Annotated in this window: 17 protein-coding genes and 1 pseudogene; 10 read left to right on the top strand and 8 right to left on the bottom strand. The window is 63.4% G+C overall.

Annotated features, from left to right (window positions below; all coding sequences use genetic code 11):
- Positions 1-53 precede the first annotated feature (53 nt).
- A complete protein-coding gene (gshB, locus tag NKJ64_RS14680) occupies positions 54-1,007 on the top strand; it encodes a glutathione synthase (protein ID WP_023701952.1) in 954 nt (317 codons plus the stop codon).
- Between the two features lie 92 nt (positions 1,008-1,099).
- Here the strand turns inward: gshB and NKJ64_RS14675 are convergent, their stop codons facing one another.
- Positions 1,100-2,173: a glycosyltransferase family 2 protein gene (locus NKJ64_RS14675; protein ID WP_196814868.1), complete on the bottom strand. Its 1,074-nt coding sequence runs from the start codon at positions 2,171-2,173 to the stop codon at positions 1,100-1,102.
- A gap of 184 nt (positions 2,174-2,357) precedes the next feature.
- On the opposite strand from NKJ64_RS14675, the gene NKJ64_RS14670 reads away from it, so the two are divergent.
- Positions 2,358-3,422, top strand: a complete 1,065-nt coding sequence (locus NKJ64_RS14670; protein WP_155929503.1) for a glycosyltransferase — start codon at positions 2,358-2,360, stop codon at positions 3,420-3,422.
- A gap of 249 nt (positions 3,423-3,671) precedes the next feature.
- Positions 3,672-5,204: a YifB family Mg chelatase-like AAA ATPase gene (locus NKJ64_RS14665; RefSeq protein WP_352462828.1), complete on the top strand. Its 1,533-nt coding sequence runs from the start codon at positions 3,672-3,674 to the stop codon at positions 5,202-5,204.
- Positions 5,205-5,235: 31 nt separating this feature from the next.
- Here NKJ64_RS14665 and NKJ64_RS14660 read toward each other — a convergent pair whose 3' ends face one another.
- Positions 5,236-7,407: a malate synthase G gene (locus tag NKJ64_RS14660; RefSeq protein WP_352462827.1), complete on the bottom strand. Its 2,172-nt coding sequence runs from the start codon at positions 7,405-7,407 to the stop codon at positions 5,236-5,238.
- A gap of 123 nt (positions 7,408-7,530) precedes the next feature.
- A complete protein-coding gene (locus tag NKJ64_RS14655; RefSeq protein WP_352462826.1) occupies positions 7,531-9,552 on the bottom strand; it encodes a hydantoinase/oxoprolinase N-terminal domain-containing protein in 2,022 nt (673 codons plus the stop codon).
- Positions 9,553-9,747: 195 nt separating this feature from the next.
- Between NKJ64_RS14655 and NKJ64_RS14650 the strand changes: the two genes are divergently transcribed.
- The 3 genes and pseudogenes from NKJ64_RS14650 (at position 9,748) to NKJ64_RS14640 (ending at position 11,731) form a co-directional block, all read left to right on the top strand.
- Positions 9,748-10,725 (top strand): threonine ammonia-lyase, encoded by a 978-nt coding sequence (locus tag NKJ64_RS14650; protein ID WP_023673293.1) that lies wholly within the window; start codon positions 9,748-9,750, stop codon positions 10,723-10,725.
- 8 nt (positions 10,726-10,733) lie between these two features.
- Positions 10,734-11,114, top strand: a pseudogene (locus NKJ64_RS14645) (nuclear transport factor 2 family protein).
- A 17-nt stretch (positions 11,115-11,131) separates the two neighbouring features.
- Positions 11,132-11,731 carry a DNA-3-methyladenine glycosylase gene (locus NKJ64_RS14640; protein ID WP_023739817.1) on the top strand — a complete coding sequence of 200 codons (600 nt, stop codon included), beginning with the start codon at positions 11,132-11,134 and terminating at the stop codon, positions 11,729-11,731.
- A 4-nt stretch (positions 11,732-11,735) separates the two neighbouring features.
- On the opposite strand, the gene NKJ64_RS14635 is transcribed toward NKJ64_RS14640, so the two are convergent.
- The 4 genes from NKJ64_RS14635 to NKJ64_RS14620 are packed head-to-tail and all read right to left on the bottom strand — an operon-like array spanning position 11,736 to position 15,440.
- On the bottom strand, positions 11,736-12,872 hold the full coding sequence (locus tag NKJ64_RS14635; RefSeq protein WP_023755338.1) for an ABC transporter permease: 1,137 nt from the start codon (positions 12,870-12,872) through the stop codon (positions 11,736-11,738).
- A complete protein-coding gene (locus NKJ64_RS14630) occupies positions 12,869-13,789 on the bottom strand; it encodes an ABC transporter ATP-binding protein (RefSeq protein ID WP_023673289.1) in 921 nt (306 codons plus the stop codon). Before NKJ64_RS14630 ends, NKJ64_RS14635 begins: the two co-directional genes overlap by 4 nt.
- Positions 13,786-14,739 carry an HlyD family secretion protein gene (locus tag NKJ64_RS14625; RefSeq protein ID WP_023681280.1) on the bottom strand — a complete coding sequence of 318 codons (954 nt, stop codon included), beginning with the start codon at positions 14,737-14,739 and terminating at the stop codon, positions 13,786-13,788. Before NKJ64_RS14625 ends, NKJ64_RS14630 begins: the two co-directional genes overlap by 4 nt.
- Entirely contained in the window at positions 14,736-15,440 is a 705-nt protein-coding gene (locus NKJ64_RS14620; RefSeq protein WP_023755337.1) for a CerR family C-terminal domain-containing protein, read from the bottom strand. Before NKJ64_RS14620 ends, NKJ64_RS14625 begins: the two co-directional genes overlap by 4 nt.
- Positions 15,441-15,532: 92 nt before the next feature.
- Between NKJ64_RS14620 and NKJ64_RS14615 the strand changes: the two genes are divergently transcribed.
- The 3 genes from NKJ64_RS14615 (at position 15,533) to NKJ64_RS14605 (ending at position 17,897) form a co-directional block, all read left to right on the top strand.
- The gene (locus NKJ64_RS14615) at positions 15,533-16,030 is read left to right on the top strand and encodes a CYTH domain-containing protein (RefSeq protein WP_023728787.1); all 498 of its coding nucleotides are present in this window, start codon (positions 15,533-15,535) and stop codon (positions 16,028-16,030) included.
- Positions 16,031-16,116: 86 nt separating this feature from the next.
- The gene (locus NKJ64_RS14610) at positions 16,117-17,055 is read left to right on the top strand and encodes a CHAD domain-containing protein (protein WP_023755336.1); all 939 of its coding nucleotides are present in this window, start codon (positions 16,117-16,119) and stop codon (positions 17,053-17,055) included.
- Between the two features lie 41 nt (positions 17,056-17,096).
- Positions 17,097-17,897, top strand: coding sequence for a C40 family peptidase (locus tag NKJ64_RS14605; RefSeq protein WP_023755335.1), 801 nt, complete (start codon positions 17,097-17,099; stop codon positions 17,895-17,897).
- A 7-nt stretch (positions 17,898-17,904) separates the two neighbouring features.
- Here NKJ64_RS14605 and NKJ64_RS14600 read toward each other — a convergent pair whose 3' ends face one another.
- Positions 17,905-18,495, bottom strand: a complete 591-nt coding sequence (locus NKJ64_RS14600; protein ID WP_023755334.1) for a TetR/AcrR family transcriptional regulator — start codon at positions 18,493-18,495, stop codon at positions 17,905-17,907.
- 123 nt (positions 18,496-18,618) lie between these two features.
- Between NKJ64_RS14600 and NKJ64_RS14595 the strand changes: the two genes are divergently transcribed.
- A complete protein-coding gene (locus NKJ64_RS14595; protein ID WP_023673282.1) occupies positions 18,619-19,446 on the top strand; it encodes an oxidoreductase in 828 nt (275 codons plus the stop codon).
- Positions 19,447-19,493 lie beyond the last annotated feature (47 nt).

Here is a 19,493-nt window from a genome sequence, read left to right as displayed (position 1 = left end):
GAAAACCACTACGCACTTTTCCTGGACTTGCTCGACCCGCTGGAGACCGGAAGATGCCCCTGAAAATCGCCGTCCAGATGGACCATGTCTCCACCGTCTCGATCGCCGGCGACACGTCGTTTGCGCTGTCGCTGGAGGCGCAGCGGCGCGGCCACCAACTGTTCCACTATACGCCCGACCGGCTGTCGATGCTGGGCGGCAAGGTGTTTGCCCGCATCGAAGAGATGAAGCTCCGCGACGAGAAGGGCAATCATTATACGCTGGGCGACAAAGTGCGCACCGACCTGTCGGAGATGGATGTGATCCTGCTGCGCCAGGACCCGCCCTTCGACATGAATTACATCACCACCACGCACATTCTGGAGCGTATCCATCCCAAGACACTGGTCGTCAACGACCCGGCCTGGGTGCGCAACAGCCCGGAAAAGATCTTCGTCACCGAATTCCCCGATCTGATGCCCGAAACGCTGATCACCAAGGATCCCCAGGAGGTCGCGGCCTTCCGCAAGGAATTCGGCGACATCATCGTCAAGCCGCTCTACGGCAATGGCGGCGCCGGCATCTTCCATCTCAAGGAGGGCGACCGCAACCTCGCCTCACTGCTCGAAATGTTCGCCCAGCTGTCACGCGAGCCCTATATCGTCCAGCGCTATCTCAAGGATGTGCGCAAGGGGGACAAGCGCATCATCCTGATCGACGGCGAGGCGGTCGGCGCCATCAACCGCGTGCCGGCCGACCACGATTCCCGCTCCAACATGCATGTCGGCGGCCGTGCCGAAAAGACCGAGCTGACGACACGCGAACGCGAGATCTGCGCCCGCATCGGGCCGTCCCTGAAAGCACGCGGCTTCATCCTCGTCGGCATCGACGTCATCGGCGACTACATGACCGAGATCAACGTGACCTCGCCGACCGGCGTGCGCGAAGTGCAACGTTTTGGTGGCGCGGATATCGCCAGCCTGTTCTGGGACGCGGTGGAGGCGAAGCGGCGCAATTCGGCCGCGTAGTGTGCGTTGCTACGGAGGACTTTGGTGGGTCCAGAGAAGCATCGAAAGATGCTCTTTATCGGGTAAGACTGCCGAGCAAGCGGCTCATCAAATCAAACTATGTCCCGGAAGCGCCGAGGCCTCAGTTTCGGAGGAAGGAGACCGATAAGTCTGGTCTGCAATTTTAGCTGTGGTGTTGCCCAGTCTTTCAGCAGAAAACCCGCATCGGCGTTCTTTTCCAGCAATGCAAAAGCCGCAGACAGTCCGATCAGGTCGACCAAGGTCCTGCGCATTGAGTGGCGGGAGATTAAATGCGCCAGTCCCGGCGCCACTTCGCACCAACGATTGGCCAGTGCCCGCCGTATCGCTATTTCAGTATCAGGCGACATCCTGCCGAGGCCAACTCCGGTACCCAGGATGCGCCCGTCCGCCCAGCCATTGCCGCCGTGAAGCCGATAACTGCCAAGAGCCCGCCCAATCCTCACGGTTCCGCCGATCATATGGGCGGCACGAGCCATATAACCATCGGCACATATCCTTATTTCGTCCGGATCGGATGGACGCATGATTTCAAGCGGAGCTCGACGAAACATCATCCCCGATGTGGTTGACCAAAACCAACCCACGGTACCCCGATCAATAAATAATAATGTCGGGTCAGCTTCGGTGTCGACATGCAGGTAGCCGCTCATTTTCGGCATCGATCGCGGGTCATTCAGGTGGAATACGGGATGACCGCCCGCAAGCAGTTTGCCGGCCGTATCTATCACCACCTCATCGGAGCTCGACATCGCCGCGATACGGGTGTGGCTGAGATGCGCTCTCACATGGCATTCTATGAAGTCAGGGTGCCAAGCATCGTCACCGTCAAGAAACGAGATCAGGGGCCCGGCTGTCGCGTCAAGCCCGGTCATCATTGCTGTCAACTGCCCGCCATTTTGCAGTCGGGGCAGAAAGCGGAAACGACTGTCGCCAAGCTGGGACAGACACTCTTCAATCCTTCGGCGGGAACCGTCAGTCGAAAAATCATCGACCACCACGCATTCGAACGCAGTGTATGTCTGCGCCGCTACGGATCGGATCGCAGTGTCGATGAATGCCTCTTGATTGAAACAGCCTACGCAAACGGATACGGTTGGTAGCGCGATGTGAGAACCAGCTCCGCTTGGGACGATGTTTTCTTTCAAGAGGCGCTTCTCCGTACACCAGATTTGATCGCCTGAGATATTCCGTCGATCAAATGGCGGTGTTTCTTTGCCAAATTTCTCTCTATCGAAGCGAGTTTTTCTCCGCACTCAAGATCGCAATTGCCGCATGTTGACCCTACAGCACGGGTATCGCCCTCCTACCAAATTCGAGATTGTCAGAGCCATGCTGCGTCATGGCCACAACCTCAGAAAAGGGCACCCTTCCGCGAAGTCGCAACCTGCTCTTCAGGCCAGTTTGCTGTCGGACGATCCGTTCATATCCTATTCGGGAATGTCCGGTACGCCGCTCGGATTAGCAAGTCATATGCCTTTCCGTCCACGCAGCCACCGCGCCTGGTTTCTCATCTCGCCAACCTGGTCCATCGAAAACAGTGCTAGCGTCAAAACCATCCGGACCTATGCCGTTCTGCATAGACTCAAGAACCCCCGTCACTCGCTAATCTTCCTTTCCAACACTCAGCCAGAGGCTGATCTGTTGAACCAGTCCGGCGAGGCCGCCGTCCTGCACAACAAGACGTCAACAACCTCCGAACACATATTCAGGCCTCTCGATGACGTCCCTGTAGAATTTGATGCAATCTACAATGCGCAGCTGGCTCCGTGGAAGCGCCATGACTTGTCGCTTGGCATCCAGCGTTGCGCATTTGTCTTCTATCGAGATTCAAGCGGATCCTCCACGACGGAGTCGGAAAGAGCGCGAATAAATCGGCATAGGGAGCTCGCGCCGCATCACGTCTTTATCAACGAGTTTGACGGCACCGGCAAGCCTGTCCGATTGGCACCGGCTCAGGTGAACACGCATCTAAATCGTGCAGCCGTGGGAATCTGTCTCTCTCACCTGGAAGGACCAATGTTCGCAAGCACGGAATATCTTCTCGCGGGGCTTCCAGTGGTCACGACGCCGAACCATGGCGGCCGAGACCTTTATCTGGATGATGACTATTCGCTTACAGTTCCACCCGATCCTCGATCCATCGCGGAGGCTGTCTTAGCGCTGAAGGAGCGACGAATTCCCCGGGATTACATTCGTTCGCAAACTTTGAAACGAATCGAACGAGACCGCGGGCGGTTCATAGACCTTGTAAACGAGATTTTTCTGGAGAGCGGCTCTTCGCGCCGGATCGCCCTGCCTTGGCCTTTCAGATATCCTGTCATGGAGTGGCTTCCACCGCAGGTCGCGATCGATCGATCGCTTTCAGGTTCGGTCGATGCCTTCATCACCGCTTAGAAGCAACACCCTCAGATTGCCGAAGGGCCTAGTCGCCTTTGTTAACGCGGTCGAGGAGGCGGAGCAGCCGTTCCATTTTGCTCAACCATCTTCCGTTTTTGCAACCGGCACAGCGCGCTGCAACCACCACGAATGCATGTTCCTGTAATGTTCTTGCCTTGGCCTGAAATCTATGGTTGTCTTGTCCTGACGTCGCTCGCGGTCTGAACCACAAGGCCGAGGCGAGCTGATATCCGGGGGCAAAGCAAGATGGTGGCGCGGGTTCGCACGGTTGCTTTCCAGGGCATCGAGGCCGTACCGGTCGATGTCCAGGTGATGATCGCGCCGGGCAAGGTCGGCATGCAGATTGTCGGCCTGGCCGACAAGGCGGTGGCCGAAAGCCGCGAGCGGGTGCAGGCGGCGCTGCACGCTTCGGGCCTGTCAATGCCGTCGAAGAAGGTGACGGTCAACCTGGCGCCTGCCGACCTGCCCAAGGAAGGGAGCCATTACGACCTGCCGATCGCGCTCGGCCTGATGGCGGCACTCGGCGCCATTCCGGGCGATATGCTGGCGTCTTATGTCGTGCTGGGTGAATTGTCGCTCGACGGCACCATTGCCGCGGTGGCCGGCGCGCTGCCGGCGGCGATCGGCGCCAATGCCGAGGGAAAAGGCCTGATCTGCCCGTTCGGCTGCGGGCCGGAAGCGGCCTGGGCGGGCAAGGATTTCGACATATTGGCGCCGCGCAGCCTGATTGCCATCGCCAATCATTTTCGCGGCACGCAGGTGCTGTCGCGGCCCGAGCCCGGCATCCATGTCTCGGCCCGCGACCTGCCCGACCTTTCAGACATCAAGGGCCAGGAAAGCGCCAAGCGGGCGCTGGAAGTGGCGGCGGCCGGCGGCCACAATCTGTTGATGGTCGGGCCTCCCGGCTCGGGAAAATCGATGCTGGCGCAGAGGCTGCCTTCAATTCTGCCACCACTGGCGCCCAAGGAACTTCTTGAAGTCTCGATGATCGCCTCGGTGGCCGGCGAGCTCGGCGAAGGCAAGCTCACCGACCGGCGGCCGTTCCGCGCACCGCACCATTCGGCCTCGATGGCGGCAATGGTCGGCGGCGGCATCAGGGCGCGGCCGGGCGAAGTATCGCTTGCCCATAACGGCGTCCTGTTCCTCGACGAGTTTCCCGAATTCACGCCGCAGACCTTGGATGCGCTGCGCCAGCCGCTGGAGACCGGCGACTGCATGATCGCGCGCGCCAACCACCGCGTCACCTATCCAGCGCGCATCCAGCTGGTGGCGGCGATGAACCCGTGCCGTTGCGGCATGGCCGGCGAGCCCGGCTATCGCTGCCTGCGCGGCGAGCGCTGCCGCACCGACTACCAGGCGCGCATCTCCGGCCCGCTGCTCGACCGCATCGACCTCAGGATCGAAGTGCCGGCGGTCTCGGCCGCCGACCTGATCCGGCCCGACCGGGCGGAGAAAAGTGCAGCCGCCGCCCAGCGCGTGGCGCGCGCCCGCACCATCCAGCGCGAACGTTTCGAGCGGCTGGGCGTCACCAGCGCCACCACCAACGCCCATTGCTCGCCTTCTGTCATCGAGGACATCGCCGCGCCGGACGCAGCCGGCCTGTCGCTGCTGAAAGACGCCAGCGAGAAACTCGGCTTTTCCGCGCGCGCCTATCACCGCGTGCTTAAAGTGGCGCGCACACTGGCCGACCTCGACGCCAGCGAAACCGTCGGCCGCATTCACCTGGCCGAGGCGATTTCCTACCGCATGATGTCGGAGCGGGTAGCGCAGGCGGCGTAACCCTCCCCTTGAGGGGAGGGAAACGCAGGCGCTAATTCGCCCGCTCTTTCGCCTTCAGCTCCAGCCTCCGCCTGTGCAGCACCGGCTCGGTGTAGCCGTTGGGCAGCTCGCGGCCCTTGAACACCAGATCGCAGGCGGCCTGGAAGGCGATTGAAGCGTCGAAGTCGGTGGCCATCGGGCGGTAGAGCGGGTCGCCGACATTTTGGAGGTCGACGATCGCTGCCATGCGCCGCAGCGAATCCATCACCTGAATTTCGGAGCAAACCTTGTGGTGCAGCCAGTTGGCGATGTGCTGCGAGGAGATGCGCAGCGTGGCGCGGTCTTCCATCAGGCCGACATCGTTGATGTCGGGCACTTTCGAGCAGCCGACGCCCTGGTCGATCCAGCGCACGACATAGCCGAGAATGCCTTGCGCATTGTTGTCGAGCTCGCGCTGGATCTCGTCGGGGGTCCAGTTCGGCCGCACCGCCACCGGCACCGACAATATATCATCGAGCTTCGCCTTCGGCCGGCTCTTGAGCGCCGCCTGGACGGCGTGGACATCGACCTTGTGATAGTGCGTGGCGTGCAGCGTCGCCGCCGTCGGCGACGGCACCCAGGCGGTGTTGGCGCCGGCCTTGGGATGCGCGATCTTCTGTTCCAGCATCGCCGCCATCAGATCGGGCATCGCCCACATGCCCTTGCCGATCTGGGCGTGGCCGGCCAGCCCGCATTCGAGCCCGGTGTCGACATTCCACGCCTCGTAGGCGGAAATCCAGGCGGCCTGCTTCATGTCGCCCTTGCGGATCATCGGGCCGGCTTCCATCGAGGTGTGGATCTCGTCGCCTGTGCGGTCGAGGAAGCCGGTGTTGATGAACACGACGCGTTCCTTCGCGGCGCGGATCGCCTCCTTGAGGTTGACGGTGGTGCGCCGCTCCTCGTCCATGATGCCCATCTTGATGGTGTTTGCCGCCATACCGAGCAGCGCTTCGACGCGGTCGAAAATCTCGACTGCGAAGGCGACTTCCTCCGGCCCATGCATCTTCGGCTTCACCACATACATCGAGCCCGCGCGGGAGTTCATCCGCCGCCCTTTGGCGCCGACATCGTGCAGCGCGATCAGCGCCGTCAGCGCCGCATCCATGATGCCTTCCGGCACCTCGTTGCCATCGCGGTCGAGGATGGCCGGATTGGTCATCAGGTGGCCGACGTTTCTCACCAGCATCAGCGAGCGGCCGGGCAAGCTCAGCGCGCCACCACTGGGCGCGGTCCAGGCGCGGTCCGGATTGAGCTTGCGCGTGAAGGTTTTGCCGCCCTTGCTGATTTCCTCCGCCAGATCGCCCTTCATCAGGCCGAGCCAGTTGCGGTAGACGATGACCTTGTCCTCGGCATCCACCGCCGCGACCGAATCCTCGCAGTCCTGGATGGTGGTCAGCGCCGATTCCAGGATCACGTCGGCAATGCCGGCCGGGTCGGTGCGGCCGATCTGGTTGGTGCGGTCGATGAGGATCTCGATGTGCAGGCCGTTCTGGACCAGCAGGATGGCTTCCGGGTTGGCGCCGTCACCGCGATAGCCGGCAAATTGTTTCGGGTTGGCCAGCGTCGTGCCGCTGGCGCCGGCGCCGAGCCGCAAGGTGCCACCCGAAACCGTCAGCCCGTTCACGCCGGCCCATTTGCCCGAGGTGAGCGGCACGGACTCGTCCAGAAAACTCTTCGCCCAGGCAACCACCTTGGCGCCGCGCACGGGGTTGAAGCTTTTGCCCTTCTCGGCGCCACCGGTCTCGGCAATAGCGTCGGTGCCGTAGAGCGCATCGTAGAGCGAGCCCCAGCGGGCATTGGCGGCGTTGATCGCATAACGCGCATTCATCACCGGCACCACCAGCTGCGGCCCGGCAACGCTGGCGATCTCGGGGTCGACATTGTCGGTCGTCACGGAGAAGGCCGGCCCTTCGGGCACGAGATAGCCGATCTCACGCAAGAAGCTTTTGTAGGCCTCCATATCGATGGGCGCGCCATTGGCGCGGTGCCAGGCGTCGATCTGTTCCTGCATGGCGTCGCGTTTGGCCAACAGCGCTCGGTTCTTCGGCGCCAGATCATGCACGATGGCCGAAAAGCCGTTCCAGAAAACGTCCGCGGCAATACCGGTACCCGGCAGCGCTTCGCCGACAAAGTCATGCAGTTCGCGGGCAATCCGCAATCCGGCGATCTCGACGCGATCGGTCATCAGGGCTTCTCCAGATGAAGGCTTTGCGGCCTTTGGCATGTCAGGGGCGAAGGGTCAATTCAGCTTAGGGTGAAGCCGGGGATTTTGAAGCTGCTGATCTCCCCCCTCGTGGGGGAGATTACCCTAAACCGCGATCCTCGGCCGACCCGATGCAACCGCCACCACATGCGCTTCGATAAACATCCGTTGGGCCTCAACCGTAGACACCTTGAACTCGGTCGAAACGTCGATCTCGGCATTATCCGTGCCGGCATCCTTCGCGCGCGCGGCTACGATCGCCCGCACATCAGCCTCCGCTGCCGCGATCGCCTTGGCCTCGTCGGTGAAGTCGCGCACCGTTTGCCCCGACGCGACCCGGAACAAACCTTCCTTGGGCTGGCTGACGCGGGCTTCGGCCGAGACGCGGACCTGGCCGACGACGGCGCCGAGCGCGTTGGCGACGTCGGTATCCTCCGGCACCACGCACTCATTACCGACCAGCTCGGCCAAGCCGGCATAGTGCAGCGGCGCCGAGGCGCCGAGGCCAATGACCGGACGATCGAGCGCGACGCTGAGCCTTGCGATGCCGGGATGGGAATCGACGGCGCGCTGCACCAGCGCGTGCGCGACGGTGGCGGCGCCATCCAGCCCATCCTCGGCAAAGGCTGTCTCCAGAATGTATTCGGCCGACCAGCGCGTGAGCGTCAGCAGCACGCGTTCGGAAATCACCTCCGGAGACGGCGCGATGTACTGGCCTCGCCCATCACGCTTGCGGGCAAACAGTTCGGCGCCGAGCCGGGCCGCAAGCGGGTCCCAGTTGGCCTGCTTGCCGAGCACATGGGCGGCGTCCGAGGGGGTGAAGCCCGAGATATGCACAAGACCGCGCGAGACCAGCCGGTTCAGCGTGGCGTTCTGGGCGTTCGAGGTGAGCAGCCTGTCGATGGCGAGCGGCACGGCACCAATCAGTTCATACAGTTTCGCCTCGGGCGCGGTCAGGCCGGCGGCGAGCCTGTCCGGCACGCCGGTGCGCAACGCAAAGCGGCCGTCCATGCGGCCGGGGTTGGGCGCCCTGAGCTGGCGCTCGAGCTCCGATGTCACTGAAGCACCATGCATCATGCCGGCCAGCGCCAGCGGCACCAGGCGGCGCGGCCCGAGCAGGATTTTCGGGTTGAGCGCGCCATCTTCCAGTGCCACTTCGGAATCGCCGCCGAGGCCGAAGGTGCGCATGGCGACCGCCTCGACCATGGTGCGGAAGCCGCCGACAGTGGCGCCTTCGGGATCGAGCCGAGGACGGCCGCCGTCGAGCACGGCGACATCGGTGGTGGTGCCGCCAATGTCGGACACCATGGCGTTGTCCAGGCCCGTCATGTGGCGGGCGCCGACCAGGCTGGCGGCCGGGCCGGAGAGGATGGTCTCGATCGGCCGCTGGCGGGCAAACGCCGCCGAAACCAGCGCGCCATCGCCGCGCACCACCATCAGGGGCGCTGCGATGTTGCGGGCTTCCAAAAATCCTTCGGTTGCCGCCACCAGCCGGTCGATCATCGAGATCAGCCTGGCGTTGAGCAAGGTGGTGAGCGCGCGACGCGGACCGCCGAGCTTGGCCGACAATTCATGGCTGGCGGTCACCGGCAGGCCGGTCTTTTCGCGGATGAGGTCGCGCGCGGCGAGTTCATGCTCCGGGTTGCGGGTGGCGAAATAGGCGCACACGGCAAAGCCCGACACCGAGGCGCCGAGTTCAGGGAGTGCTGCTTCCAGCCCCGACAGATCGAGCTTGGCCGCATTGCCGTGCACGTCATGGCCGCCCGGACAAAACACCACCGGATCGGTGCCGAGCGCCGTCTTCAGCCCGTCGCGCGCAAGGTCGGCCCCGGTAAAGCCGATCATGATGAGCGCCACACGCCCACCCTGGCCCTCGACCAGCGCATTGGTGGCGAGCGTCGTCGACATCGACACGAGTTTGATCGCGGCCGGATAGGTGGCCGATTTTCCCAGCACCGCATCGACCGCGCCGGAAATGCCGACGGCAAGATCGTGCCGCGTGGTCAGCGCCTTGGCCTTGGCCAGCACCTTGCCTTTTGGCCCGCCCTGTTCCGACCACAGCACGGCATCGGTATAGGTGCCACCGGTGTCGATACCGAGAAACAGGGGTTTTGGCTTGGCGGTCATGTCTGGCGGTCCGGGATTCTGCTCCCCCGCCCTTAGCCGATACGGCCCGGCTGATAAAGGCGGGAGAGGTGGGCCAGTTTGACCCTGGTCGCCGCTCATGCCCGCCAAACTTTGTAACGGTCACATTTTTTCATTGGTGCGTGGCCTGCCTTTGCGTGCACCATGCGCCGATCTCATCGCTTTCAGGACTTCGCCATGACCACGCTTCCCGGCATCGCCGACATCCATGCCGCCGCCGCGCGGCTCTCCGGCCTGATCGCCGAAACGACCTTGATCGAATCGCTGGAACTCAACAAACGCTTCGGCGGCCGCATCCTGTTCAAGCCGGAGACGCTGCAGCGCACCGGCTCGTTCAAATTCCGCGGCGCCTACAACAAACTGTCTTCGCTGAGCGAAGAAGAGCGCAGCCGCGGCGTCGTCGCCTTCTCCTCCGGCAACCATGCTCAGGGCGTCGCCGCGGCGGCTGCCATGTTCGGCGTCAAGGCGGTCATTGCCATGCCGGCCGACGCGCCGGCGATGAAGATCGCCAATGTCCGCAAGATGGGCGCCGAAGTGGTGCCGTTCGACCGCTTTCGCGACGACCGCATGACGGTGGTGCGACCCTACATGGACAAGGGCATGGTGCTGGTGCCTCCTTTCGACGATCCGGCCATCATCGCCGGCCAGGGCACGATCGGTCTCGAACTGATGCGCCAGGCAAAAGCGCTCGGCGTCAGCCTCGATGCGGTCGTCATTCCCTGTGGAGGCGGCGGCCTGACGAGCGGCATTTCGATCGCCGTCAAGGATGCCTCGCCGGCCACGGCAGTCTGGGCCGTTGAGCCCGAGCATTTCGACGACACCCGCCGCTCGCTGATCGAGGGAAAAAGGGTTTCCAACGAGCCCGGCCACAGTTCGATCTGCGATGCCATCCTCACCGCAGAGCCCGGTGCCATCACCTTCGAGATCAACCGCAAGAACCTCGCCGGCGCCATCGCCGTCTCCGACAAGGCGGCCGCACAGGCGGTGCGCGACGCCATGGCCCATCTCAAGCTGGTGGTCGAACCCGGCGGCTGCGTGGCGCTGGCGGCGCTCTCGTCAGGCGAGATCGAACTGTCGGGCAAATGCGTCGCCGTCGTGCTGTCAGGCGGCAATGTCGATTTCACCACCTATGCCGAGATCATGGCTGCGGCCTGAGAACCGATATGGCAGACGCTGAGATAAGGGCGGCTCTCGATCGCCATTGGGCTGCCTCCGATGCCAATGATTTCGAGACGGAGCATCAGATCTATCGCGAGGACGCGGTGCTTGACTATCCGCAGTCAGGCGAGCGCATCAGCGGACGGCACAACATCCAGCCGTCGCGCGCCGCCCAGCCCAACCGGAAGCGCTTTGCCGTGCGGCGGATCACCGGGTCAGGCGACCTCTGAATCACCGAGTATGTCCTGACCCATGACGGGATTCCGTCCTATACGGTGAGCATCATGGAGTTCGTCGATGGCAAGGTGGTTCGCGAGACCCAGTATTTCGGCGATCCGTTCGAGCCGGGGCAGTCGCGCGCGCAATGGGTCGAACGGATACCTTGAAACACGGCGGCGGTAGCATGACCAGCCACCATCCGCTCGATCGTGCCGAACTGCCTGATGATACGGCCGATCTCGCCCGCTATCTCATCGGCAAGCTCGTGGTGCGGGAGCTGCCGGAAGGCATCGTCAGCGGCCGTATCGTCGAGACCGAGGCCTATGTCACCGGCGACGCCGCCGGGCACGGCTATCGCGGCATGACGCCGCGCAACCGTTCGCTGTTCCTCGGGCCCGGACACGCCTATGTCTATCTCGCCTATGGGGTCTCCTGGATGCTCAATGTTTCGAGCGAGGGGCCAGGGACCGGCACCGGTGTGCTGATCCGGGCGCTCGAACCGCTCGAAGGCATTGCCATCATGCGGCTGAACCGGGGCGTGGAGCGCCTGCGCGACCTGGCGCGCGGGCCGGGGCGGCTCGCACAGGCATTGCGGATCGACCGTTCGCTGGACGGCCTCGATCTGTGCCGCCAAGGCCCGCTATGGCTGGCAGCCGACGAGCATCAGGCCGGCGACATCGGCCAAGGCATCCGCATCGGCATCACGAAGGATGCGGACCGCCCGCTGCGGTTCTATGTCAGGGGCAGTCCGTTCGTCAGCGGTCCGCGATCGCTCAATTCCTGAACGCTCAGTCGAGCGTGCGCCTGAACCGCACCAATGCGACGCCGGCAAACAAGGCCACGAACCCGACCAGCCAGGCGATCTCGCCCGCAACCGCCGGCAGTTCAGCGCCCTTCAGCATCACCGCGCGGGTAATGCGCAAAAAATGCGTCAGCGGGAAAATCTCGCCGAAGGTCTGCGCCCAGCCCGGCATGCCGCGATAGGGGAACATGAAGCCGGACAAAAGGATCGACGGCAGGAAGAAGAAGAAGGTCAGCTGCAGCGCCTGCATCTGCGTGCGGGCGATGGTCGAGATGGTGTAGCCAAGCAGCACCAGCGCCAGCACGAACACCAGCACGGCGGTAAGCAGCAGCGACATCGAGCCGGTGAAAGGAATGGCGAACAGAAGCTTCGACGCCGCCAGCACCACCACCACCTGGACGCCGCCGACCACCAGATAGGGCAGCACCTTGCCCAGCATGATCTCGAACGGACTGGACGGCATGGCGAGCAGGTTTTCCATCGTGCCGCGCTCCGTCTCGCGCGTCAGCGCGATCGATGTCATCATCACCAGGGTCATCTGCAGGATGACGCCGAGCAGGCCGGGGACGATGTTGTATTGCGAGATGCCTTCGGGATTGTAGCGCTGGTGCACCACCACATCGAGCTGGCCCCTGGCGGTCTCAGTCGCCGCCTCCTGCATGCCTTGCGCCCGAAGCAGCGCCTGGCTGGCCACTTTGCTCAGCGTCGAGATGGCGCCGCTGGCGGCGGCCGGGTCGGTGGCGTCGGCCTCGATCAGGATCTGCGGGTTGTCGCCGCGCTCCACCCGGCGGCCGAAATCGGCCGGGATGGTGACGACGAAGGCGACATCGCCGCGCGCCATCAGGAATTCAGCGTCCTCGGCACTTTGCGCGACATGATCGAAGCGGTAGTAGCCGGTCGTCTGCAGGGCCGCGACAATGGCGCGGGTGTAGGGGTCGTTGCTGGTCGCCACCAGTGCGGCAGGCAGGCTTTTGGGATCGTTGTTGATGGCGTAGCCGAACAGCACCAGCTGTAAAAGCGGCACGCCCAGCATCATGGCGAAGGTGATGCGGTCGCGCCGCATCTGGATGAATTCCTTGATCAGCAGCGCACCGAGCCTGGCGAAGGAGAAGACCCTGTTCATGCCATATTGTCCTTCGAGCCGGACATGAACTGGATGAAGACGTCCTCGAGGCTGGTCTCGCCGGGTTTTACGCTGACGCCCTTGTGCTCCTTCTCGACATCGGCGAGCGCCTTTTCGAGCTTTGCCTTGTCGGAGCCGACGACATGCAGCGTCGCGCCGAACGGCGCCACCTGGTCGACGCCGGGCCGGTCCCTGAGTGCATCGGCGACCTGGTCGAGGCGCGGTCCCTGCAGCACGAAGGTGGTCAGACCGGCATTCGTCACCACCTCGTCCACCGTGCCGGTGGCCAGCATCTTGCCGTAGGAGATGTAGCTGATGCGGTGGCAGCGCTCGGCCTCGTCCATGTAGTGGGTGGACACCAGCACGGTCAGACCGCCGCTCGCCAGCCGGTGGATCTCGTCCCAGAATTCGCGCCGCGCCTTCGGATCGACGCCGGCGGTCGGCTCGTCGAGCAGCAGCAGCTTCGGCTTGTGCATGATGCAGGCGGCCAGTGCCAGCCGCTGCTTCCAGCCGCCCGACAGCGTGCCGGCGAGCTGGTTGCGGCGGCTCGTGAGGCCAAGCTCTTCCAGCGTTTTCGACACATGCTCCTCGACCGGCTTCAGTCGGTAGAGCCGCGCCACGAATTCGAGATTCTCGCCGATCGTCAAATCCTCGTAGAACGAGAATTTCTGCGTCATGTAGCCGACTTCGCGCTTGATGCGGAGCGACTCGGTGCGGATGTTGAAACCCAGCACCGTACCTTCGCCCTCGTCGGGCGTCAGCAGGCCGCACATGATGCGGATGGTCGTCGTCTTGCCGGACCCGTTGGGCCCGAGAAAGCCGACGATCTCGCCCTCGGCCACCGTCATCGTCACATGGTCGACGACAGTCTTGTCGCCGAAGCGCTTGACCAGGCCATGAACGTCGATGGCGTTCATTTTGCGGAGGCCGCCAGCTCGACATCGACGATCTGTCCCGGCTGCAGCGCTTGCGCCTTGCCCTCAGGCCGCGCCTCGACGAGGTAGACCAGCTTCTGCCGGTTCTCGAGCGAGTAGATCACCGGCGGGGTGAATTCCGGGTCGGGCGAGACATAGCTGACGCGCGCCTTCACCTCCGGCCCGCAGCCGTCGCAATGGACGACAAGCAGCGTGCCGACCTTGATCGACGAGAACGCACTTTCCGGGACATAGACGCTGAGCTTCACCGCACCGTCCGGCAACATCGAAATGACAGGCGCGGTCGGACCGGCGGTGTCGCCGGAATTGCGGATGACGTCATTGATGCGGCCGGGCGAAGGTGCCGCCAGCACGCGCTTCGACAGCCGCCACTCAGCTTGTTCCAACGCCGACTGCGCCTGTTTGACCTGATTGTCTGCCGCCTTGATCGTTTCGGGACGCGCAGGCAGACCGCCGACGGCGAGGTTGGCCTGCGCCTGGCCGACCTGCGCATTGGCGGTCTCCAGCGTCGCGGCGGCGGTGTCGTAGTCGGCCTGCGTGCCGGCACCGCGCTTGAACAGGTCGGCGGCGCGGTCGTATTTGCGCTTGGCATCCGTGGCCTGGGCCTTGGCCATGTCGACCTCGGCCTTCAGCACCGCGATCTCCTCCGGCCGCTTGCCGATCTGCAGGTCGGCCAGCTGCGCCTGCGCCTGGGCGAGCGCGGCCTCTGCCTGGGCGACGGCGATTTTTGCGTCGGCGCTTTCGAGAGTCACCACCGGCGTGCCTGATACAACACGGTCGCCGCGCTTGACCGCGACGGTCTCGACCTGCGCCACCTCGATCGGCGCCAGCAAGACATAGTCGCCCTCGACATAGCCGACGGCAAGCGGCGCTGCCGGCGCGCAGGCGCCGAACAGCTGGGCTGCGAGCGGCAGGGAACAGAGAAAACTCATCGCTTGCTCTCCTTGCGGGCGACCGGATTTCGGGCCGCCAGTATGGCGCCAAGATTGCTTGTGACCGCCGCCACCACCTTGGCGGCTTCGGTGTTACCGATCTCGCGCCAGCCCATACGACGCATCACTGCTTCGCGGCCTATGCGGAAATAGATGACCTGGCCGATCAGCGTGAAGACCACGAGCTTGGTGGCCTCGCTTTCGGCCGGCTCGCCCGTCGCCTGTTCCCAGATCTGGCAGAGGCGGCGATGCGTCGGTTCGAACACCCCGTCATAGATGCGGTCGAGGGCGGCCGTCGGATGCGACAACTCTCTAAGTACGAATTGTACGATCTCGCCCGCCTCCGGCCTGGCGACGATAAATCCTACCATCCGCTCCAATGCGGTCGAGAGCTGCGCCCGCGCCGCCTCTGGACTGGCTTGACCTTGCAGCTGCATGCCGCCGAGCGCCTGGCCGGCAACCGCCTGGATGGTCTCGACGATGTGGTCGGCGGCGGCCGCGCGCAGCCCTTCCTTGCCGCCGAAATGATAGGCGATGGAGCCGATGTTGGCCTTCGCCTCCGCCGCGATCTCGCGCGTCGAGGTGCCGTCGAAGCCCTGCCGCCCAAACAGTTTGAGCGCGGCCAGCACCAGTGCGGCGCGCGTCTGCTCGGCGGGCGATGTCTCCTGGCGGGGCATTTTGTCGGGCGCGGATTTGATCATATCGGTCTGTTTAATCAATCGATTGATTAAAGTCAAATTGATTGTCTACGGCCGCTTGCCATGTCGGGCCGCAGACGCTTTAGTGGGCGGCCATGGGCAAGGAAGTCGAACGCAAGTTCCTGGTCTCCAGCGCCGAATGGCTGGAAATGGCCGAGGCGAATATACGCATTCGCCAGTTCTATCTTGCCGCCACACCCGGCCGCACCGTGCGCGTGCGCATCAGCGACGGCAGTTCGGCGAAGCTGACGCTTAAATTCGGCAGCAAGATCCGCGAGCGTGACGAATACGAATATGAAATTCCACTGGCGGACGCAGAGGAGATGCTGGCCTTCGCCATCGGACATGTCATCGAGAAGACACGCCACCATGTTAGGCATCGCGGCTATCTCTACGAAGTCGATGTTTTCGGCGGGATTCTAGCCGGCCTTGTGGTGGCCGAACTGGAGACGCCGGAGGATGTACCTGACGAAATGCTGCCTGATTGGCTCGGCCGCGAAGTGACCGGCGAGCAGAGATTTTACAACGCGTCGCTCGCCCTAGAGCCGGATGATTTTAGGTCGGGTCGACCTAAAATCGGAATCCGGCTCTAAATCAAAAGAGATGGAGCATGATGTCGTCCGAAAACCGCTTCACACTTTTCGGCATCATGCTCTAGGGGGATTCCGGAGATCGCCGCATGAGCTTTCGCATCGACCCGCGCCTGCCGCTGACCGGCGAGGTCAGGCGTATCCTTGGCGAGGAGATCGGCAAGGCGCTTGCCCATCTGGCCGTCGCGCGCGACCAGCCGGAGCAGGCATTGCACAAATGCCGCAAGCGGCTGAAGAGTGCGCGTTCGTTGCTGCGGCTGGTCCGTTCCGGCAACGAAACATTTTGTCAGACTGAGAATCAATGCTACCGGCAGGTGGCGGCGCTGCTTGCCGGGCCGCGCGAGGCGACCGCCCTGGTCGAGACCGTCGACCGGCTGGCAGCCGCCTTCCCCGAGCAGGTTGCCGGCGGCGGCCTCGACAGCGTGCGCGACCGGCTGATTGCCCGCCAGCATGAAATGCATGCCGGCGCCGGCCTCGACGCCGCCATAGGCGCGGCCACCGCCGCCTGCGAGGAAGGCCTCATCAGGATAGAGCGGCTGCTGCTCCCCGATCTGCCTGAGCATGCAGCCGATGTGCTTGCGGAAGGCGCTCGCAAGACCTTGCGCCGGGCCAGGAAGGCGCTGGACAAAGCCGGATCCCACGGAGGAGCCGAGGATTTCCACGATCTGCGCAAGGCTGCCAAGACCCACTCGATGCATTTGTCGCTGCTCGGCCGGCTATGGCCGACGCCGATCAAGGTGCGGCGCAAGGCAGTCGACGAACTGGGCGAAAGGCTCGGCGAACTGCACGACGTCTTCGTCATGCGCGTGTTGCTCGAGGCCGACGGTGAGCCGCTCGGCGATGCGCAGGACACAAGGCTTCTTGGCAAGCTTTTGAAGCGCTCGGAAAAAAGCCTGAAGAAGAGCTGCCTTGCCGGAGCGGCCGAGCTGTTCGGCGACAGCCCCAAGCGCTCGACGAAGAAACTCGCGCGCAATGCGCGCGACGACCTCGCCGGCCCGGCATCCTCGGAAGAGGTCCCGGTCGGTTGATCATGGCCGAGGACGTCACCTCGTGCTAGTCACACTTTGCCATGACCGCGCCGCGCGACACGCTTCTCGACCGCCTTGGCCGCTGGCTTGCCGGCCGGCTGCAGGACGAATCCTCCGGCTATGAGCCCTACACGCCGTCCGACGCCGAGACGTTGCGGCGCACGCTCGAGCCCGGCGACATCCTGCTCATCGAAGGCAACCAGAAGATCTCGGCGGCAATCAAATACCTGACACAGTCGACCTGGTCGCATGCGGCTTTCTATATCGGCGATGCCTTGTCCGAGCCGGAGGACGGATCGGAACGGCGTCGGCTGATCGAAGTCACGCTCGGCGAAGGCTGTGTCGCCGTGCCGCTGTCGCGCTACCGCACCTACAATACCCGTATCTGCCGGGCGAGCGGGCTGACCCCGGAAGACCGCGACCATGTCGTCGCCTTCATGATCGGCAAGCTCGGCCTGAAATACGATCTCAAGAACATTTTCGACATGCTGCGCTTTTTCCTGCCGACGCCACCGGTGCCGGTGCGCTGGCGCCGCCGCATGCTGGCTTTCGGTTCCGGCGATCCGACCCGCGCCATCTGCTCGACGCTGATCGCCGAAGCCTATGGCGAGATCCGCTACCCGATCCTGCCCGAGATCACCCGCGCGCCCGGCCGCGCCTCGGCGCAGTCGAACTATTCACGCCGCGAAATCCTGCACATCCGCCACCACTCGCTCTACACGCCGCGCGACTTCGACCTGTCGCCCTTCTTCCGCATCGTGAAACCGACGCTGGAATTTGGGTTCGACTACCGGGCGGTGACCTGGGAAGATAGGGCCGCTGAGGCGAAGGCCGCCGAATAGCAACCATTCAAACCGGCGCCGATGGCGAGTGGCGCCCTATGAGATCATTCGAGACAGTGTCGATGATCTCAGCGGAAAGCGTCGGATCGGGCACGACGCGGGAGAGGATCACCGATCCGACCATTTCCGCTAGGAATGCGATCGCGGCACTCCGCTTCGCGGCCGGGTCGCTTCCCGGCAGGAGTGAAATGATCAACGCGACATAATTGCTGACGATGCTTCCGAAGAACGATCGAAGCGCTGGATCGTCGTGCCGGGCGGCATCGGCCGCCAGTGCGGTGAGGCTGCATCCGTGCCCCGGATTGTCGCGATGATGGTCCGAGATGTAGTGGCGCACGAGCGTCTCCAACGGAGTATCGGTCGAAGCGAGCCGGGCGGATAGATCGGCGCTCATGTCACTGAAGGCCCGCTGCATGGCCTGAACGATGAGGTCGTCCTTCGACTTGAATTGTCGGTAGAAGCCTCCGTGGGTAAGCCCGGCCGCGCTCATCAGATCGGCAATGCCGATCCCGTCGATCCCTTGTTCGCGGAAGAGCTTTGCAGCGGTATCGATGACCCGCTCTCGATTTAACTCGACCATCTCCTTGCTCACCTTCACGACCGCATCCTCTCCTATTGATGATGATCGACATATAAGACGTGGCGGAGGCGCTTGACAATGATTACGGCGGTCATTATCACCCAATGATTACGATCATAATCATTAGGCAGGAAAGTTGAGATGACACAAGTTCAGTCGCGCGCCGAGAAGATCGCGCTGATCACCGGCGCTTCGGGTGGCATCGGGCATGCGGCCGGACTTGCGCTCATCCGGGCGGGGTATCGCGTGTTCGGCACCAGCCGCCGAGCTGCGCCCAACGAAGTGCGTCAGGGCATTCACATGGTCCCTTGCGACGTCACCGATGATGGGTCCGTCAGAGACGCCATCAAGCAAGTTGTCGCCCTCGCCGGCCGGATCGACGTACTGGTAAACAATGCGGGCCGCAGCCTGATCGGCGGCGCCGAGGAATCATCGGTCGCTCAAGCCCAAAGCCTGTTCGACATAAATGTCTTCGGCATCGTTCGCATGACCAATGAAGTGCTGCCCATCATGCGCAGACAGGGCGAGGGCCGGATCATCAACATCAGTTCGGTGTCCGGTTTCCTGCCGGGGCCATTCACCGCCCTCTACACCGCCACCAAACACGCAGTCGAAGGATATTCCGAGTCGCTCGATCACGAACTTCGAACGTTCGGCATCAGGGTTTCCCTTGTCGAGCCCGCCTTCACCCGCACCGGACTGGAAGAGAACGCCGAACAGCCTGACCGGATTTCCGGCGTCTACGAGCAGGGGCGCTCAGCCATGAATTCGACCTGGCGCAACAGAATCGCGAGCGGCGATCCGGTGGAAGCCGTGGCCGACAAAGTGGTACAGGCAGCCACCGAAAAGACGCCGAGCATGCGCTATACGCCTGGCAAAACGGCAGGCCGTCTTCGCTTCATGCGGCGCTTCGTGCCCGAAAACATGTTCGACAAGAGCTTCCGCAAGCAGATGGGCGTGGCCGATTGATCTAAAATCAAGGCATCGCCAGGCCAGTCCGGCAGGCGAGCCTCCTT

Origin of the sequence: Mesorhizobium sp. M0062, from assembly GCF_040323125.1 — a bacterium.
Taxonomy (GTDB): Bacteria; Pseudomonadota; Alphaproteobacteria; order Rhizobiales; family Rhizobiaceae; genus Mesorhizobium.
This window is presented reverse-complemented; position numbering and strand designations above follow the sequence as displayed.

Excerpts from the sequence above, each read along its gene's own strand:
- NKJ64_RS14640 (WP_023739817.1), top strand. The coding sequence starts at position 11,132 with ATGACCAGCCACCATCCGCTCGATCGTGCCGAACTGCCTGATGATACG.
- NKJ64_RS14625 (WP_023681280.1), bottom strand. The coding sequence starts at position 14,739 with ATGAGTTTTCTCTGTTCCCTGCCGCTCGCAGCCCAGCTGTTCGGCGCC.
- NKJ64_RS14635 (WP_023755338.1), bottom strand. The coding sequence starts at position 12,872 with ATGAACAGGGTCTTCTCCTTCGCCAGGCTCGGTGCGCTGCTGATCAAG.
- NKJ64_RS14660 (WP_352462827.1), bottom strand. The coding sequence starts at position 7,407 with ATGACCGATCGCGTCGAGATCGCCGGATTGCGGATTGCCCGCGAACTG.
- NKJ64_RS14595 (WP_023673282.1), top strand. The coding sequence starts at position 18,619 with ATGACACAAGTTCAGTCGCGCGCCGAGAAGATCGCGCTGATCACCGGC.
- NKJ64_RS14615 (WP_023728787.1), top strand. The coding sequence starts at position 15,533 with ATGGGCAAGGAAGTCGAACGCAAGTTCCTGGTCTCCAGCGCCGAATGG.
- NKJ64_RS14650 (WP_023673293.1), top strand. The coding sequence starts at position 9,748 with ATGACCACGCTTCCCGGCATCGCCGACATCCATGCCGCCGCCGCGCGG.
- NKJ64_RS14610 (WP_023755336.1), top strand. The coding sequence starts at position 16,117 with ATGAGCTTTCGCATCGACCCGCGCCTGCCGCTGACCGGCGAGGTCAGG.
- NKJ64_RS14620 (WP_023755337.1), bottom strand. The coding sequence starts at position 15,440 with ATGATCAAATCCGCGCCCGACAAAATGCCCCGCCAGGAGACATCGCCC.
- NKJ64_RS14665 (WP_352462828.1), top strand. The coding sequence starts at position 3,672 with ATGGTGGCGCGGGTTCGCACGGTTGCTTTCCAGGGCATCGAGGCCGTA.
- NKJ64_RS14605 (WP_023755335.1), top strand. The coding sequence starts at position 17,097 with ATGACCGCGCCGCGCGACACGCTTCTCGACCGCCTTGGCCGCTGGCTT.
- NKJ64_RS14630 (WP_023673289.1), bottom strand. The coding sequence starts at position 13,789 with ATGAACGCCATCGACGTTCATGGCCTGGTCAAGCGCTTCGGCGACAAG.
- NKJ64_RS14670 (WP_155929503.1), top strand. The coding sequence starts at position 2,358 with ATGCTGCGTCATGGCCACAACCTCAGAAAAGGGCACCCTTCCGCGAAG.
- gshB (WP_023701952.1), top strand. The coding sequence starts at position 54 with ATGCCCCTGAAAATCGCCGTCCAGATGGACCATGTCTCCACCGTCTCG.
- NKJ64_RS14655 (WP_352462826.1), bottom strand. The coding sequence starts at position 9,552 with ATGACCGCCAAGCCAAAACCCCTGTTTCTCGGTATCGACACCGGTGGC.